The following is a 17,254-nucleotide window of genomic DNA, read 5'->3' as shown; positions in this document are numbered from 1 at the left end:
CGAAGTGTACCACTGAGTTAAATTTTTAAAATATGCATCTTTAGTCTTTCAATATCCCGTTCATTATCACAGGTCTTAGTCCAAGTAATTTCTTGATCCATTCTCATTGACTCAAACTTACCCATTACTTCGGCATGTTGCTTTTCCTGCGTTTCCTTTACATTTGCCAAGTCTAATTTTACATTTGCCATTTCCTCTTTTACAACAGCCATGTCTGCTTTTATATTCGCCACTTCCGCTTTCATATTACTCATGTCTGCTTTTACATTCGCCAAGTCTGCTTTCACATTTCCCAAGTCTGCTTTGATTATATCTACATCTTCGCTTAAATGCCCGACCATTGATACTAATTGGGTTAGCATTCCTTCAAACCGATTTAGTTGATTATCGCTCATTTTTACTCACCTCCTTTTTAAGAATTATACTATTTTCTAATCTTCTTTACTAATTGTACTCTAGGTATTCGTTAGCGGTAGCTACTTTCAAACATAAGTTACTGTCAAAGCACTCACCTATTGCCGAGTCACAGAAAAAATAGCATACCAATCAGAACGCGATTCGGTACGCTACTTACTTGAATATTTAGATTTTCATCTCTGAATTCCCCTACAAAAATATTCCGATCGAAACTTCTGTCTCCTCATAAAATTCAAAACCAAATTGTTTATATAATGACATCGCTCTTTCGTTGGAACTCCATACTTCGATTCTAACTTCCTCCACGCTGTTGTCTTGAAAGTGCCTTAATCCTTTATTTACTAGATTTATGGCAATTCCTTTATTTCTCCAATCTTTGGTGACAAATAAATCCTCTACCCAACCAATTCGACGGGTAGGGGTCTCCTCAATAAAAAGCATGATATTTCCGATGATTTCGCCATCATCAATGGCAGCAATTGAGTTCCAGCCAGTTTTTTGTTTTAGTAGGTTTATGCTCTCAATGCTGTATCCATTTCTAAATACCGTTTTATGCTTATCAATTAAGGTAAGGATTTCGGCATCACTTGAGAGTGGTAGACTTTGATACTTAATTCCCACAGTCTCAACAAGCTCATTGAGCTTTTGATCGAGGTTTTTTCGAATAATATACATCCCTTCGTCGTGTCTAAAACCAGCTTTTGCTTGATAATAGTCGATGTTCTCTCTGGCATTTGAAAAACAACAATGGTAGACTCTGACAAGCTTATCTTGATTTCCTTTTTTTATTGAGTAAGCTTTATTGAGTAAGGTTTCAAAAATTTTGTCTTTAATGAATAACTGATTTTCCTCTGCGTCAATTTCAATCGTCATGTAAACGTCTAATCTAGGCTTTGTATAGATATCAGACGGCGCTGCTGGGATGATCCACCCAGTACCTACAACATTGTTCTTTTTATCAACCGCTTGAAAAACAGACTCCTTCTCTCCTTGCCTTACAATAATGCCCATTCACTTATTCTCCTTTTTCTATTATTTGTAGCTGCGATTAGTTTGTAAGCTCTAACCAAAGATCCATAGCAATATCTAACTCACTACTTAACTCTTCTTTCTTCCCATACAACTCGTGAAGAACTTCATAATCCAGTCTTGGCACAGTCATCGCTAAATCTAGCTCCTTTATTTCATTCTCGAGGGTAATAATTTTCATTTCGACATTAGTTGCCTCTGCTTTCTTTTTCATTGTATCACCGTTTTTCGGTTGAATGATTTTTTTAGCTGGAATTTCTACACTCTTAGCAGCCTGTGCATCTTTATAGTCATCATAATTCCCCGGATATGTTTTAAATGTTTGATCTTGCAAAGCGATAATTCGTTTACTCATTTTGTTAATAAAATATCGGTCATGAGAGATGAAAAAGATTGTTCCTTTGAATTCTTCTAGAGCTTCCTCAAATGTTTCTATAGAATGGATATCAAGATGGTTCGTAGGCTCATCTAAAATTAATAAGTTCACATCTTCATAAAGAAGTTGACTTAATTTCAATCTAATTCGTTCACCACCTGATAAATGATTTACTTTTTTAAAGACACTACTTCCATAAAACATGAATTTTGACAGATACTCGCGGGCCTTTCCTTCCATGATCGAAAAATCTTCTCTAAAGCATTCCAGAACGGTTAAATCCTCGTTTGGAAAAAAGAGCGTTTGCGGCAAATACGCTGGCCTAACATTCGCTCCTAATTCTACTACACCAGAATCTGGTTGCACCTCACCTAATAACATTTTCAAGAACGTCGTTTTGCCACTGCCATTTGCACCAATTAACGCCGTTCTCTCACCGTAATGGATTAATAAATCAGCTTTATGAAAGATCACTTTGTCTTCAAAACTTTTCGTAAGCCTAGTCGCCTTAATTGTCTCTTTGCCAGAGCGCTCCGTTTCTTTAAAAGTAAGCTTCATATTCTGTTTCTCAAACTGTGGTTTATCGATTCTTTCTATCTTTTCAAGCTTTTTTGAATGCTTGCTGCCCGTTTAAAAAATTTGTTATTATCCGCTCTTTGGGCCCAGTCTCTTAAATCTTTGACCGATTTCTCCATTGCATTGATCTTTTTTTGTTGTTCACGATAATGCTCGTATTGAATAAGCATTCTTTCTTCTTTCTCCTTAACAAAAGCGGAATAATTTCCTTTGTAGGTTTCGCATTCCATATCTTCAATTTCGATGACTTTTGTGACAACATGATCCAAAAAATAACGATCATGAGAAACGACGATGACAATCCCTTTGTATCCTTTTAAATAGTCTTCAAGCCATTCAATTGAACTCATATCTAAATGATTGGTTGGTTCGTCTAGAAGTAATATATCTGGGTTTTCTAATAAGATTTTCCCAAGTCCGACAGTCGTTTTTTCACCACCACTTAAGAGACTGAAATCCTTTGCTAAAAAACTCTCAGAAAAATCAAGCCCTGTACAAACCTTGCTAAACTTTTCAGATAATTCATAACCACCTTTTACTTCAAACCTCTGTGTTAATTCACTGTATTGTTTTAATACCTTATCCAAAGCTAACCCTTCCAAAGCTTTCATTTCATCTCCAAGTTTCGCATTTCAGTTTCGATACTTTGAACTTCGGCAAAAGCCGAATGTAAGATATCAATGACCTTCAATCCGCTATGATCCTTGGGAACTTGCTCAAGATAGGCCGTTGTCGCTCCTCTTGGTTTTGACACCCAGCCTTCATCATAGCCAAGAGTTGAAGTGAAACCTGGATGGCAGTTCAACGTCTCTAAGCCAGCGATTAATTTAAGGATTGTGCTCTTACCACTGCCATTAGCTCCAACAATCCCAACTTTTTCCCCCTCATATACATGAAACGTAATATTTTTTAAAATGAGAGTGGCATCCATATATTTTTTTACGCCATTTAACGATAATTCAAACATAAATATTCCCTCTTTCATTAGTCTCCAAAAATATGCCCAATATGGAGAGGTATAAAGATTTCTTACTAAAACTTTGTTAAATATAAAAAAGACTGCAAGAAGATAATCTTCTTACAGTCCATATATCCATTACTTCTTATATAAGTGGAATTCACTATATAAGCATGATTGCAGAATTATCTTAAATACTTAATTCCGCTAAAGATATTGTATGGTAAAGTAAGTAACCTTCTAAATGCCTTATTCCATAAAGAGCACGACAAATAACCTAAACAATTAGGCGATTTTTTCACTCAATAGAACATACATATTAATTTTGAAAAAAATTAATATTAGCAATTAGTTGGTTTCATAAACTTACTTTCCCCCTTCAAAAATTTACTTAATTATACCATCATTTGTATTTTTTAGGAAGCGTGGGGACGGTTCTCTTGCTTCCTAATAACTAATTGTCTTATTAGATAGTTTCAACGCTTCCATTCGTTGCAATTCTTCTTTTGTTACATCACGAAACGTTCGAAAGGTAAATCCGTTTTTCTTATAATAGTTTATCACTTCAGGAAGTACATTGGCTGTTGCTTCGTTTGAGCTTACATCGTGAAATAAGACAATCACAAAATCTTTATTTGCTGAGGTTGTTACAATATTTTCGTAGAGTTTTGCTTGATTTTTAGCATCGGGTCCTGCATCACCTGAGGTAACATTCCAGTCTACATACGTGTAACCCTTTTCTTTCAAATCAATCGTTAAGCTTGGCATAAATTGTTTGCCACCGTATTGAAAAGAACTTTGGTTGGATGAGCCACCAGGGAACCGGAAAATTTGCGGAGGTTTAAAGCCTAACACATCTTTGTACGTCTGTTCAGCCTTGTAAAAATCGCTATAAAATGTTTCGAAGGTTGTGTAGATTGCATAATCATGGGAATAGGAATGGGGCAAAACCATATGTCCTTCTTGATAAATATCACGAACAACATTAGGCATTGCTTCCATTCTCTTTCCAATCGTAAAAAAAGTCGCATGAACATTGTGTTCTTTTAAGGTTTTTAATACATGTGGAGTAAGTGAAGTAGGACCGTCATCGAAGGTAAGAAATACTTTTTTATTTGCAGTAGGTGTTGTCGGAGTTGGAGTTTTATCTTTTTTATCAGTAATCGTTTTTCTCTCTTCATTTAAACGTTTGATTTCAGCTTCTAGGTCCTTCATTTTCTCTTCTTGTAGTTTTTGAAATTCTTTAAATTGCTCATCCTTAATGAAAAGCATTTCGTCTTTTTCATTTACCAATTTTTCAAATCGTGTTAATTGTTTTTCCAATTGCACTAATCGTTTCTGTTTATTTTCAAGATGACTTTCTAATTCCTCAAGCTGCTTCGCTATCTCTTCTCTTTCTTTTTTTATCTCGCTAAGTTCGGTTTCTTTACCGTCGAAATCCTTAACGTACCTATTGGACCCAACCCAATAAGAAGAAATTCCAATGAAAAAAGCTAATAAGACAATACCAGCACCACTAAAGTACTTACTTTTTATAAAATTCACTTTTCACACCTGCTTTTCATGATGATTTTAAATGAGTTTCTCACTACATTTGTCGTTATTCTTCATGATATGTTTCAGATTTATGGAAATTGATTTGCATAATTACCAGTTCACGCCTAGTATTCTAGGTTAGCTCATCGATCCACTTTAGATTGACGCAAAATAATTATTTACAAAAATCAGATAACTTTATATTATAATGGTAATAACAAAAATATATTTTAGGTGAGTGGTAGGTTTGTCAAATTCTTTTTATGAAAAATTACCTAATGATTTGTTGGTACAATTTTATTCAGAAATTAAAAAAAATATTGAAAACAGAGTGTTAACGAATGCAATGTACATAGAACTAGAATTAATTAAGAAAATTGCTAAAAAGCGGAACATTTTTTATCGTAAAAGAGTTAAAGATTTGTACCTTTTTTTTGCAGTAACTACTAGAAAACAAAAAACGACGTCTTCTTAAGAAGAACGCCGTTTTTTTAACGCCTATCCATAATAACTAACCTTACCTGTTTCAACTAATTGCTTATGTCCTCAGAACATTAAGTTCCAATCAGATTCCGAGCCATCGTCACTTTCTGCAATTGCTTTTTCAATGGTCAGCCTCTGTCAAATTTTCCTCGTGTGGAGCGATGATGCACAGCCTTGTTGAAGCTCTTTTTTACTTAGTACAATTACCTCCAGGGGAATTTAAATTTTGGAAAATCCCCTTTAACTCGGTTGATTTATCTCATTTCACCCTTTAATCTTCAATAATCGTAAACTATTTAAGGTGACTAGCAATGTTGCTCCCATATCAGCAAAAATAGCTAACCATAATGTGAGCCATCCTGGGACAATTAGTAGTAATGCTACTAATTTAATGGCTAGGGAAAACGTAATATTTTGTTTAATAATCGCCATTGCTCTGCGACTTAAGTTGATCGTATACGGAAGTTTCCTTAAATCATCGGACATTAACGCAATATCCGCTGTTTCAAGTGCAGTATCTGTGCCGGCACCACCCATGGCGATCCCAACGGTTGAAGCTGCAAGGGCAGGTGCATCATTTACACCATCACCGATCATTGCTACATTTTTGTGTTTAGTTTTTAACTCTTTAATAAAATTCAGTTTATCTTCTGGTAGTAAATCGGCTTTAATATCTGAAACTCCAACTTGCTTACCTATGGCTTCAGCTGTTCTTTGATTATCACCTGTTAACATGACAGTTTTTCAATACCTGCTTGATGGAGCTTGCGGATCACTTCGTTTGAGAATTCTCTCATTTCATCCGCAACTGCAATGATTGCCAAAATTTCTGTATGTGTTCCTAAAACCATAACTGTTTTCCCTTGTGTTTGAAGACTTGTAATCTCTTCTCTTATATCCGTTTTACCCCATCAATTAAAATTTCCTCAAAGAAATTAGGGCTTCCTACCACATACATTTGATTATTTACTTTTGCTGTTACACCTTTACCAGTAATCGATTGGAACTCTTCCACCGATACATTATTAAAGTTTAGCCCTTTTTCTACAGCACTCCTCAAAATTGCCGAAGCGAGTGGATGTTGTGAACCTTTTTCGATCGCTGCTGTAATCGTCATTAATTCATCGGCATTGCCTTTATAGCTAATTACATTCGTAACTGTAGGAATACCTTTGGTCAATGTACCTGTTTTATCAAAGGCAATCACTTTTAGTGCCCCTGCTTCTTCTAAGTGGATGCCTCCTTTGATTAAGACTCCGTTTTTGGCAGCATTCCCAATAGCTGTAACAATTGCTACTGGGGTTGAAATGACTAATGCACACGGACAACCAACTACTAACACAGCCAAGCCACGATAAATCCATTCTGACCAAACACCGCCTAAAAATAACGGAGGGACGATAACAAGTAAAAATGCGAATAGAATAATTCCAGGCGTATAATATTTTGCAAATCTGTCAACGAATTGTTGAGTTGGAGCACGTTCTGCCTGAGCTTCTTCTACTAAATGAATGATTTTTGCAAGTGTTGTATCTTCTACTCGTTTCGTCACTCTAACTTCTAATAAGCCTTCCTCATTCAATGTTCCTGCAAAAACCTCATCATCAATCGTTTTTGCAACAGGAACAGATTCTCCAGTAATTGCTGCTTGATTGATCGTTGAGATTCCTTTCATAACAATACCGTCCATTGCTAATTTCTGGCTAGGTTTCACAATCATAACATCGTTAATTTGTATGTCTTCAACATCGACAATCATTTCTTTATTTTCACGACGTATTAATGCTTCTTTTGGAGCAATATCCATGAGTGACTCAATTGATTGACGCGCCTTATCCATTGAATAGCGCTCTAATGCTTCACTTATCGCAAATAAAATGACGACTACGGCGCCTTCTCCCCATTCACCAATTGCAGCCGCCCCTAAAATTGCTACGGTCATAAGTGTGGCCATATCAAAGTTTAGACCGATTAAATTTCTGAACCCTTTACGGAATAACGAATAACCTCCAATTACAATGGATGCAGCATACATTACGACAGGAAATATGTGGTCTTCGCCATATTGAAACCGAAGAAAAAACGCACTAATTAAAAATAATGCTGCAATATAGACTTTAAAATTTTCTTTTTGCTTCCAAAATGGAATTCGTTCGACTTTTTGTTCCCTGACATCACGGATTTTTAGTTTATCAAAAGCCCCAGCTTTTTCTAATTGTTCAATAGTTGCACTTCCATATACCGTTAGTTTAGCTGCACCAAAGTTAACGACAGCATCTGAAACACCATCCAGGTGTTTAACGTTCGATTCGAACTTTTTCGCACAGCTCGCTCAGGTAAATCCTTGTACTCGGTATGTCTTCTCTTCTGTTTTAGACATTAGATTTCCCCTCTTTCGTATGCTCCATTGCGACCAGAATTAATTGCCTTACGTGGTCATCGTCTAATGAGTAAAAGGCAAGTTTGCCTTCTTTACGGTATTTTACAATTCCTTGTTTATTAAGTGTGCGTAAATGATGCGAAGTCGTTGCCACAGAAGCTCCAATAATATTCGCTATATCACATACACATAATTCCTCATCCTGGCAAAGTGAGTAAGCAATTTTCGCTCTATTTTCATCTGCAAGTGCTTTAAATAGTTGAGCAATACTCCCTAAATTTTCGTTTGTTATTTCATCTTTAATTCGATTTACTTTTTGCTCGTCATAACAATAAATTTCACACGTATCTTTCTTACTCATTGATTTTCAACTCCACTCTTCATTCAAATAATCATTTGAATATAGCTTACCATACCTTCCTTTATATTCAAATGATTATTTGAATATAATCGTGCTAGTACTACACGAAAAAATTATAATAGTTTACATTTTGACCGTTTAGAAAAACAAAATAATGCGATGGACAAATTCATTTATTCCTACACCACATATTCTTCCCAAGGAAAAATACAAAAGGCTGTTGAGACTTTCTCAACAGCCTTTTGTATTTTAGTTTAAGAAACCTTTATGATTGCTTCATTTTAAAGTAAATAAGTTCCGGATCACCTTCGTCTAAATTCTCAATTATTCCACTTTCTACAAATCCATTAGCTTTAAATACATGTTGCATTATTTCATTTGATCTATTCGTGGAAGAAAAGATTTTATCGGTTGGTGCTATTTCTACAAAATACTCTAAAAGAGAGGTTGCATAACCTTTTCGTCTTTCAAGTGGCGACACGATAACCAATGAAATAAAACTGCACTCAAAAAAATGAGTATCATAGGTTAGGAACGCTACAACATCTTCTTCTTTTTTCACAACAATACATCTCGCTTCATGAATCGTTTTTTTTATGTACTCTCGTCTACTATCGTTACCAAATATAGCTCGGTCGATTTCTATAATATCATCTAAGTCGTATATTTGAGCTCTTGTAATGATCTGTTCCAAGTGACTACTCTCCTTTTAATTAACTTTTGATAAACTCACTAAAATGAGAAAGTAAGTTCTCGAAGACTAGTTATTTACAGAGAAGAAAAAAATTGTCGATTTATTTCGAATAATAATATGGAACCCTTCGCCTAATGGATGAATATCTTGTATTCGAAAGGAGTTGGGCAAAATGGATTTTATAAGACAAAACTACAGCCACTCACAGAACTTACATGAAGACTGCAATAAGTATATGAATTATCACTGTTCATTTACATTGACAGATGGTAATACGTTTGATGGAATTATTGAAAGTGTAGGGCCAGACCGTGTTACCGTTTTGGTTGGTGAAGATGTTATGGAAGAAAATGAGACTCAATATGACGAACGGCAATATTATGGTGGCTATGGTGGGTATGGACGCCCTAGAAGAAGATTCAGACGCTTTAGACGTCAAACATTTCCTTTAGCTTCCTTAGCAGCTTTAGCCCTATTACCTTACATTGTTCCACCACAACCATATCCATATTACTACCCTTATTACTAGGCGAATGGTTTGTCTTTCTAAGCCATTCGATTATGTACGAACTATTTGCGATTGCTCGAAAAGAGCAGTCGCTTTTTGTGCTTGCAAAAAAGGAAGCACTGTCCATCATGCCCTAAAAAAGCTAGTGTAAAAATAATATGGAAGGTTGCCACTTCCCGAAGACCAAAGTTTTTTATAATCCAAAAGAATAAGCAGCCCTTTAGTAATCAGTTCTCATTAAAGGACTGCTTTTAGAACTAAGGACAAATCGTCTAAATATATAATTCTCACTTTGTACAAATCCATTTTGCTTATTTTATTTGATTTATTGGTGCTGGAATTAAATGATACTAGATAAAAGATCTGTTTTTTTGACAACAGGTATCCACACTTCACAAATATAATCTTCCTGATTTCTATCCGCCCAGTAATATTTTTCGATACAAGGTCCTACCGTTTGTTCGTAACCAGATGTAGGAAACCATTCTGAATAAATTCGCTTCCATATATCCTGAATGGCTAATCCATCAGGCATGCTACCTCTACCTTCAAATACTGCCCAGGTTGTTTTTGGTATCATGAGACTAATAAACTCATCTGGTATTTCTCTGTCTGGCTTATTCCAGCCAAACATGTACCGTCGTGATCCGTCATCTTTAAAATCAAAGTGAACACCGTAAAGCGAGGTACCACGTATATTTCCAGCAATGTCATTTATTCTATCATGAGTTCCATTTTCCCAGATCTCATCTCCAAATTGCGGTAGAATGATAAATGGGCTATCATCGGGTTTTAAGACAATATCTTTACCGAAAATTTCCAAATCATTTGTTTGTTCAATCCTATAGTTCATTTCTACATCTCCCTTAATTGAAATATGAAAGGACATGCGTGGATAGGCTTTCAGCTTTGATCCTACATGGCGTGCTCGTGATGGAGTTACCCCATGTAGTTTTTGAAATGCACGTGTGAATGCTTCCGGTGATTCATAACCATATTTAAGAGCAATCTCAATAACTTTCAAATCACTATCCTGCAAATCAAATGCTGCAAGTGTTAGTCTTCTTCGTCTGATATATTCAGATAGAGGAACATCTGTAATATATGAAAACATCCGCTGAAAGTGGTATTTTGAACAATATGCAATCTTTGCGGCTTCATTATAGTCAATAGAACCTGTTAGATTATCTTCAATATAGTTAATTGCACCATTCATTCGTTTAAGCCAATCCATGTAAAACATCCCTTCTAATTGCAATATATCAGAGACTTATAGATAACACCTTGCAATTAATGCACAAAAATGCAAGGTTACCCTTTATTTATTTCGAAAACTTCATCACCCTACTAGTGAAATCTTAGCAATTTGTCTATTAACGGTGCCTGACACAGTTTCCAGAAAATCAAGAACTGCCACTATTTGCACTAGCTGCGGCTGCTCCTCCTGCCATAGCTGCTATCATTGCAGCTTGTTGAGCTTGAATGATTGACTCAATGGTTGTTTGAATTCCTGTACTAATTAGACTAGCATCATCTAATTTATCTTTTACGATGAAATTTACAGAGAGAATAAAATTCATATCTTTATGCCGCTTGAATAATTTCTCGGAATTTAAGCGATGGTACAAGTCCATAATATCTTTTACTTCATTATTAGAGCTAGTTTCCAATAAAGCAAGTAAACCAATGACAGGATAATACACTGTTTTTATTCGTCGTCCTGCCTGCTTGAATTCATCTAATAAACTAGTCGTTCTTTCAATAAGGAAATCGGGTTCTACTTCTTTTTGCAAGGAAAGTATATGGCTTAAAAATTGCAAATCGTTTCCTTTTCGCAGGCTATTTTTATTTAGCTCTTGATAAAAGTAAGCAATTCTTTCCATCAACTCTTCAATTGGCTCCTCCAATTGGGCTAAGAGAATTGCTAGTGGATAATCACTATCACCTGTCAAAAAGAAATGCTCTTTTTTCATAGCTTTATAGACCGCCATGGCACGTTCAATAAGATATTCTGGATTTTCAGTTGATGTATCGTTGTTAAGAAGACTTAACGATGCAATGTAGGTAAACGGCCCTCTTCGAAAGCCACCTTTTACTAGTTGCCCATAAAGATCAAGATACTCATGAAATTTATCGTTTGGATTACTACACCGGATATCAAGCATTGCTGCTGTGGTAAAACGTTGCGATGATTTCAGTGTCGAAAATAATCCTACATTCTTCTTAATATATTCACTTACATTTTGAAACCGTTCCATTTCAAAAGGCTTTCCCTTCATTATATAAAGCGACGAAACTAGCATTAACGAACGAGCATCCGATACACTCCACTTTAGCTTTTTCTTAAGTTGGCTATAGATTTCCGTATAGTCATTAACAATTTGATCAAGACCTCTTTCCATCATCTCTCACCCTTCAAATTCTATTTGCTTCTATATACGATTGGTCCATTCAGAAGTTTCAGTTAACCTAAGAATAATCTATCTAAACACCAATTAAGCAAGCGTTTGACCAATTAAACGTCCACTTCAGATGGACTTTTTGAAGAATTTGTCCATTTGCGGTGCCTGACACCTTGTTTTAAAGTGTGATAGAATTAAGGAAATACATAATAAGGATACAGGAAAGGAAAGTAAACATGATGATTAGACAAGCAACTGCTGATGACTGGAAAGGTATTTCGCAGGTTCATGTGGATTGCATGCATACAGCCTATCAAGCCATTTTACCCTCAAATATTTTAGATAAATTTACATATCAAGATCGAGAAAAACGTTGGCAAAAGGATCTCCCCAATTCTATCAAGGGAGGATCAATGAATTTTGTTGCGTTAGATAATCAAGGGGAAATTGTTGGTTTTGCCTTAGGTGGAACCATGAGGGATCCCCGTTTAAGAATTGGATATACAGCAGAAATTTACGGAATCTATGTACACCCTGAAGCTCAGGGTCATGGTTTTGGAAAGAAGCTATTTGAGTCTGTTATGGAACATTTAGCTTCACTTCACCATTCAAAGGTAGCCTTGTGGACCTTCGAGAACCACCCGTCTTGTGCCTTTTTTGAATATCTCAACGGCAAAGAAGTGTACGAAAAGAACACAACAATTGCAGGGAAAGAATTGAAAGAATGTGCGTATGGATGGGAAAATATAAGCGATCTTCTTTTACAAAAGAATGATTTAAACTAATTTGCTTCAAAAAAAAAATCGACAAGTGCCCGCGATCACTTGTCGATTTTACACATTTCACTCGGTTGTATGATGGTCTTTTTCATTTCTTCTTATATTGCTTAGTATTAGTGAGTGAATCGCGATGAAAATAAAACCTGATCCTAGCCCGATAAATAATCCCAGTCCAGGATCGCCATATGCTAGACCAACGCCAAAGCCAACTAACAAACCTCCAGGAATCATATACATTATCTTCTTTTCCAAGGTCATCACCCTAAAAAATTTTTTAAGGATAGATTTACTATTTTCACTTGGTAAAAATACTGCCCCTCTTGATTGGTTTAAAAAAGCTAAATTCCTGATGATAACAGTTTTTTCAAAAGATAATAAATGGAATTTCATAATTACTTAATCCAGCAATATCAATCTATATGTAGTAGCGAGCGGTTTTTACACAACTGCATATAGAACTAAATTACGAAAATAATGATTATGAAATTCATTAATTAGAAAAAATCATTAACAAATCTTCACTTAAAATATTAACATAAAATTCCATCTTATTGTTGTGCTTTTTATTAAACGATACAACAAAAAAGACCTACCTTTTATTAGGCAAGTCTAATGCTTTGTATGCTGTTTGATATCTTCCACCATCCGCAACCTCGGAATGATATAAAGCCTTAAGGGCAAACTTTTCTCAAGGTCGTGCTCTTCTACTAGCTCTTTAAACGTTTTGTAATTCTTGATTGTCTTTAACCAGTTGCTTCATTTGTGACTTCATATATTTCAAGAGATATTTAACCCCTTCCAGATGCAAAACTATTTACTTAGTATAACATATCGTTAGAATGTAAATATTTATTTATATTTGCACATATTTATTTGCTAAGAGTACTAATTACGGTTTAAACATCACACTAACTAAATATATACTTAAGACTTAAAATCTATTTCATATAGAAGCAACAGCCTCCCCCTGAGAGCCTGCTGCTTCTTTACGACATTTTTTGTTCATTTCAGGTGGACTTTTTGAAGAATTTGTCCATTTGCGGTGGTCAGACACCAACCCGTACTTCTTCTCTTACGGTACCTTTAGCGAGTTCTGGATGAACCTTGCGAAGCACTGCTGGTCTGGCTAAGACAAGGACAACACTTATTAGTAGGCCTGCAGAGAACAATAAGATCCATTGCCCTGGGAAAATGTCGTATAAAATTCCGTATAATACCATCCCTAGTGGAATGAGCGCCATTGACATCGTTTCGATGATTGAAAATACACGACCCTTATATTCATCATCAATACTCTTTTGTAGCATTACTTGTAACGGAGTATTTATGACAATTATCATGGCTCCGAAACAAAACATAAGCACCAAATAAAAAACAAAAACGAGATTATAAGACATTGAATTTATTAGTGGTATCGCTACAGCCGCCATGATAATCCCAATCCCAATAATCCCACGCTTTGAAACTAATAATGGAAATTTGACTTCTTTTCTTACTGAGAAATAAATCGACATCAACAACATGCCTACAGAAAATGCCCCTTGCGTAAAACCAAAATGTTGTGATTGCATTTTTAACTTTTCGATTAAGATATAGGAATAGCCTACCTCAAACGCCCCAAATAAAAAGTTCACCATTAAACCAATCCAGAGCATGATCAAAATAATTGGTTGCAATCTCAAGTAACTAATTCCAAGTTTGATGCTTTCCATGATTGTTTCCTTTCGTTCCCCTTCAACAACTTCTTTTTGTTTTGCAAAAAGTTTGAAGTTCATCGTTGACTCGAGTAAAACGGCAAAGCTAGATGCAGTCATATAAATGACTAGAAATACCGGCATCGAAACCGCACCATATAAAAGGCCTCCAATTGCAGGACTACCGATCGCAGCAAAGGAAATCGACATTTGGTTTAATGACATCGCTTTTTGAATTCGATCTTTATCAATAAGTCCTGTAATCGAAGATGTGAACGCTATTCCAGAAAACGTCGATGTTAGTGACAGGATACTCGTAGTGACATAAATCGCCGCTAATGAAAGACCGGAGGTGAACGTATAGACCAGCAGGCCTGCAATTGTAAGCGTAGTTGCAATTTGCGCTAGGATCACAATTGCTTTTTTCGAATAGCGATCGATGATTGCCCCAGCAAAAGGAGCCATAAGTGTACGGGGTAAAATGCTACAAATAAGGTTCATTGCAAAACTTGTTGCAGATCCAGTCAATTGTAAAATATAAAAACTAATCGCAAATGTATAAACCTGTGCTCCAAACGTAGAAATAAGTTTACTCATCATAAATGTATACAGGTGATACGTCGCTTTTTTAATCTTCAACTGATCGTCCATGATAGCACCTCTTTTAAAAGTTTAATTTAATTAAACAAATCATATCATGCTCCTACTTTCTTTTCAAGCAAAAGTTTAATATAATTAAACAACTAGGCTTTGAGGAGGTTTTTCAATAAAATGCTAGGTGAACGAATTAAAAAAATAAGAAAACAAAAGAAAATGACACTAGAAGCATTAGCTGGCAAAGAACTAACCAAAGGCATGCTTAGCTTAATTGAAAACAACAAGGCTAACCCATCTATGGAAAGCCTGACATATATCGCAGAACGTCTTCAAGTTGAAGTTTCTGATTTATTAGAGGTTGTTAGTTCAGAGGAACTTCGAGGAGTTTTAGAAACTGCTGAGAAATTATATAATACTCCAATTGAAAAAGGAACCGATAAACATCAACAACTAATTGCGTTAATTGAACCTTTTGCCGAAAACCTATCACAGGGATATGAAGCAGCTCGCTTACTAGAGATTTATAGCTACTCCCTTTCCCACGAAAAAATTCAAGGCTGGCAGGAGATTTCTGAACGTGCTGCGAAAATGTTTGATCAAATGAATATTTCAGCAAATCGATCTTCCATCGCTATTTTCCGTGCATTTAACAAATTCATCGTGCATGATTACTCACAATCACTAGAGATTTTCTTAGATGAACGAAAAGTTATCGAAGCAAATCATGCCTATATCGACCCTTTGACAAGGCTTGACCTTGATTATCACGAAGCAGTTTTATACTACGCAGTTGGCGATTCAGAATCAGCGACACAGATCATGGAAAGTGCACTCGACTTTTCAAAAGAAAAAAAGATTTTTTATCGGATCGATGAATTATATCGACTTGCTGCAGCGCATGCCATGATGTCCCGAAATGAAGAGAAAAAGGCTTGCTATTTAGAAAAACTCAAGCTCTACGGGGAATTTGCTGACAACTTGTCTTCCCTTCATTTTTATAAGCTCATTAATATCATGTATCTCATATCTGAAAAACACGAGTACAGCAAAGCTCTAAATGAACTTGATGAATTGCTTTCCCACCCTGAAACAATGGAGTTTTACAGTCCTTGGTACACTCTCGAAAAAGGAAAAGCTCTTTATTATTTAGGCCGTTATGATGAGGCTCTTCTACATCTAAATAAGGTGGTTCTTCCGGATGTTCATCATCCTTTTGATTTATCAATTTTTTATGTACTTGATACGTTCAAGGCTCTTTGCTACTTTGAGTTGGGTAATAAAAAAGAGGCTATAGTCTCAATTCAAACAGCTGCTAACAATTTCAAACCACTTCCCGATACACCGTTTAAAGCATTTAGTTTAAGAACTTACGAGAAAATCGTTTAAGTAAATATAAAAACAGGCGCTATCCGAGGATAACGCCTGTTTTAAACTATTTATTTCTTTCAAGAAGCAATTGTTTTATTTCTTCTAGATCGCTCTTTAGTTCTTGATTTTCTTTGAATAACCTGCCCATTTGTTCCTCTCGTTTCGCTTCATCATCCTGACCCAAATAGCTTAAGATCACGGCAACAACTAGGTTTAAAATCACTAATGCCCCAATGATAATAAAGGAAACAAAATAGGTCCAAGCCCACGGCACCTCATGAATAATCGGCCTTGCTACCTGACTTGCCCACGATTCGAACGTAACAACCTGCATCAAAGTGAATAATGAAGCATGGAAACTTCCGAAAAATTCGTCTGGAAGGACTTCACTAAAAAAAGTTGTTCCAATGATCGCATAGATCGAAAAAATCAAAATCGACAACCCTAAAATACCTGATAAAGCTGGTAAGGATTTCATTAATGAATCGATGATTTTTCGTAAAGCTGGAATTGCCGGGATCATTCTGACCAGGCGCAGAACTCTTATTAATCTCAACACGCTCACGAATGGTGTTGAGTAAAAGACTAGGCTTGCTATTACAATAGTAAAATCAAATAAGTTCCATCTGTCAGAAAAATAACCTTTAAATCCGAGACCAACAATTTTTACAATGAGTTCTAACACAAAGATCCATACGATTAATTTATCTAAAAGTAGTAATAGGCTATTACCAGTAAAATACGTTTCTGAGATAATGATAAGTCCGTTTAATAGGATGATAGCGATAATAATTGGTTGAAAATACACATGCTCCACTAGATGTCTAAAATTATTTCTCAAATTACTCTTACTTTTCAATTCTTCATTATGTTTTAATTCCATCTGTCGTTTCCCCTCGTTACTATTTCTATTAGCTTGTTTTTGTACAAATTATTCTATTTAGGTCACCAAGCATCCTCTTAGTACGTCCCCAAATCTAAAACAACAATATTTCAAAGATTAGGCTTCTATGATTTTTTATTTCCGCTACTGAGTTCTAAATGATGTTACGTAAAAAACATTCGCAAATTTCATTTAGATTGATATAGCTTGGTT

Annotated in this window: 17 protein-coding genes and 2 pseudogenes; 4 read left to right on the top strand and 15 right to left on the bottom strand. The window is 35.6% G+C overall.

Going from position 1 to position 17,254, the window contains the following annotated elements; genetic code table 11:
- Positions 1–17: 17 nt before the first annotated feature.
- The 6 genes from H1D32_RS08800 to H1D32_RS08775 all read right to left on the bottom strand — a co-directional run bounded on the left by H1D32_RS08800 (position 18) and on the right by H1D32_RS08775 (position 4,901).
- Positions 18–395: a hypothetical protein gene (locus tag H1D32_RS08800; RefSeq protein ID WP_261177904.1), complete on the bottom strand. Its 378-nt coding sequence runs from the start codon at positions 393–395 to the stop codon at positions 18–20.
- A gap of 211 nt (positions 396–606) precedes the next feature.
- On the bottom strand, positions 607–1,428 hold the full coding sequence (locus H1D32_RS08795) for a GNAT family N-acetyltransferase (RefSeq protein ID WP_261177903.1): 822 nt from the start codon (positions 1,426–1,428) through the stop codon (positions 607–609).
- Between the two features lie 37 nt (positions 1,429–1,465).
- Positions 1,466–2,380: an ATP-binding cassette domain-containing protein gene (locus H1D32_RS08790; RefSeq protein WP_261177901.1), complete on the bottom strand. Its 915-nt coding sequence runs from the start codon at positions 2,378–2,380 to the stop codon at positions 1,466–1,468.
- Between the two features lie 35 nt (positions 2,381–2,415).
- Positions 2,416–3,009 carry an ATP-binding cassette domain-containing protein gene (locus H1D32_RS08785; RefSeq protein WP_261177900.1) on the bottom strand — a complete coding sequence of 198 codons (594 nt, stop codon included), beginning with the start codon at positions 3,007–3,009 and terminating at the stop codon, positions 2,416–2,418.
- Complete coding sequence (locus H1D32_RS24950) at positions 3,006–3,365, bottom strand: ATP-binding cassette domain-containing protein (protein WP_314733382.1); 360 nt, start codon at positions 3,363–3,365, stop codon at positions 3,006–3,008. The genes H1D32_RS08785 and H1D32_RS24950 overlap by 4 nt, the downstream gene beginning before the upstream one ends.
- Positions 3,366–3,803: 438 nt before the next feature.
- Positions 3,804–4,901, bottom strand: coding sequence for a polysaccharide deacetylase family protein (locus tag H1D32_RS08775; RefSeq protein ID WP_261177899.1), 1,098 nt, complete (start codon positions 4,899–4,901; stop codon positions 3,804–3,806).
- 238 nt (positions 4,902–5,139) lie between these two features.
- On the opposite strand from H1D32_RS08775, the gene H1D32_RS08770 reads away from it, so the two are divergent.
- A complete protein-coding gene (locus H1D32_RS08770) occupies positions 5,140–5,367 on the top strand; it encodes a hypothetical protein (RefSeq protein ID WP_261177898.1) in 228 nt (75 codons plus the stop codon).
- A gap of 272 nt (positions 5,368–5,639) precedes the next feature.
- On the opposite strand, the pseudogene H1D32_RS08765 reads toward H1D32_RS08770, so the two are convergent.
- The 3 genes and pseudogenes from H1D32_RS08765 to H1D32_RS08755 all read right to left on the bottom strand — a co-directional run bounded on the left by H1D32_RS08765 (position 5,640) and on the right by H1D32_RS08755 (position 8,810).
- Positions 5,640–7,755: pseudogene (locus tag H1D32_RS08765) on the bottom strand (heavy metal translocating P-type ATPase).
- Positions 7,748–8,116 carry an ArsR/SmtB family transcription factor gene (locus tag H1D32_RS08760; RefSeq protein WP_261177897.1) on the bottom strand — a complete coding sequence of 123 codons (369 nt, stop codon included), beginning with the start codon at positions 8,114–8,116 and terminating at the stop codon, positions 7,748–7,750. Before H1D32_RS08760 ends, H1D32_RS08765 begins: the two are co-directional and overlap by 8 nt.
- A gap of 265 nt (positions 8,117–8,381) precedes the next feature.
- Complete coding sequence (locus tag H1D32_RS08755) at positions 8,382–8,810, bottom strand: GNAT family N-acetyltransferase (RefSeq protein ID WP_261177896.1); 429 nt, start codon at positions 8,808–8,810, stop codon at positions 8,382–8,384.
- A 172-nt stretch (positions 8,811–8,982) separates the two neighbouring features.
- Here H1D32_RS08755 and H1D32_RS08750 point away from each other — a divergent pair, with 172 nt between their 5' ends.
- Positions 8,983–9,339 carry a small nuclear ribonucleoprotein gene (locus tag H1D32_RS08750; RefSeq protein ID WP_261177895.1) on the top strand — a complete coding sequence of 119 codons (357 nt, stop codon included), beginning with the start codon at positions 8,983–8,985 and terminating at the stop codon, positions 9,337–9,339.
- Positions 9,340–9,658: 319 nt separating this feature from the next.
- Here H1D32_RS08750 and H1D32_RS08745 read toward each other — a convergent pair whose 3' ends face one another.
- Both H1D32_RS08745 and H1D32_RS08740 read right to left on the bottom strand, forming a co-directional pair.
- On the bottom strand, positions 9,659–10,552 hold the full coding sequence (locus tag H1D32_RS08745) for an AraC family transcriptional regulator (protein WP_261177894.1): 894 nt from the start codon (positions 10,550–10,552) through the stop codon (positions 9,659–9,661).
- 169 nt (positions 10,553–10,721) lie between these two features.
- On the bottom strand, positions 10,722–11,723 hold the full coding sequence (locus H1D32_RS08740) for a DUF4003 domain-containing protein (protein WP_261177893.1): 1,002 nt from the start codon (positions 11,721–11,723) through the stop codon (positions 10,722–10,724).
- Between the two features lie 233 nt (positions 11,724–11,956).
- On the opposite strand from H1D32_RS08740, the gene H1D32_RS08735 reads away from it, so the two are divergent.
- Complete coding sequence (locus tag H1D32_RS08735) at positions 11,957–12,505, top strand: GNAT family N-acetyltransferase (RefSeq protein ID WP_261177892.1); 549 nt, start codon at positions 11,957–11,959, stop codon at positions 12,503–12,505.
- Between the two features lie 57 nt (positions 12,506–12,562).
- Here the strand turns inward: H1D32_RS08735 and H1D32_RS08730 are convergent, their stop codons facing one another.
- The 3 genes and pseudogenes from H1D32_RS08730 to H1D32_RS08720 form a co-directional block, all read right to left on the bottom strand.
- Entirely contained in the window at positions 12,563–12,889 is a 327-nt protein-coding gene (locus H1D32_RS08730; protein WP_261177891.1) for a hypothetical protein, read from the bottom strand.
- Positions 12,890–13,088: 199 nt separating this feature from the next.
- Positions 13,089–13,280, bottom strand: a pseudogene (locus H1D32_RS08725) (hypothetical protein).
- 265 nt (positions 13,281–13,545) lie between these two features.
- The gene (locus tag H1D32_RS08720; protein ID WP_261177890.1) at positions 13,546–14,844 is read right to left on the bottom strand and encodes an MFS transporter; all 1,299 of its coding nucleotides are present in this window, start codon (positions 14,842–14,844) and stop codon (positions 13,546–13,548) included.
- Between the two features lie 120 nt (positions 14,845–14,964).
- Here H1D32_RS08720 and H1D32_RS08715 point away from each other — a divergent pair, with 120 nt between their 5' ends.
- Positions 14,965–16,176, top strand: coding sequence for a helix-turn-helix domain-containing protein (locus H1D32_RS08715; RefSeq protein ID WP_261177889.1), 1,212 nt, complete (start codon positions 14,965–14,967; stop codon positions 16,174–16,176).
- Positions 16,177–16,222: 46 nt separating this feature from the next.
- On the opposite strand, the gene H1D32_RS08710 is transcribed toward H1D32_RS08715, so the two are convergent.
- Positions 16,223–17,041: an ion transporter gene (locus H1D32_RS08710; protein WP_261177888.1), complete on the bottom strand. Its 819-nt coding sequence runs from the start codon at positions 17,039–17,041 to the stop codon at positions 16,223–16,225.
- Between the last annotated feature and the right edge of the window lie 213 nt (positions 17,042–17,254).

Source organism: Anaerobacillus sp. CMMVII (genome assembly GCF_025377685.1).
GTDB lineage: Bacteria > Bacillota > Bacilli > Bacillales > Anaerobacillaceae > Anaerobacillus.
The sequence above is the reverse complement of the archived record's forward strand: the minus strand, read 5'-3'. Positions and strand labels throughout refer to the sequence as shown.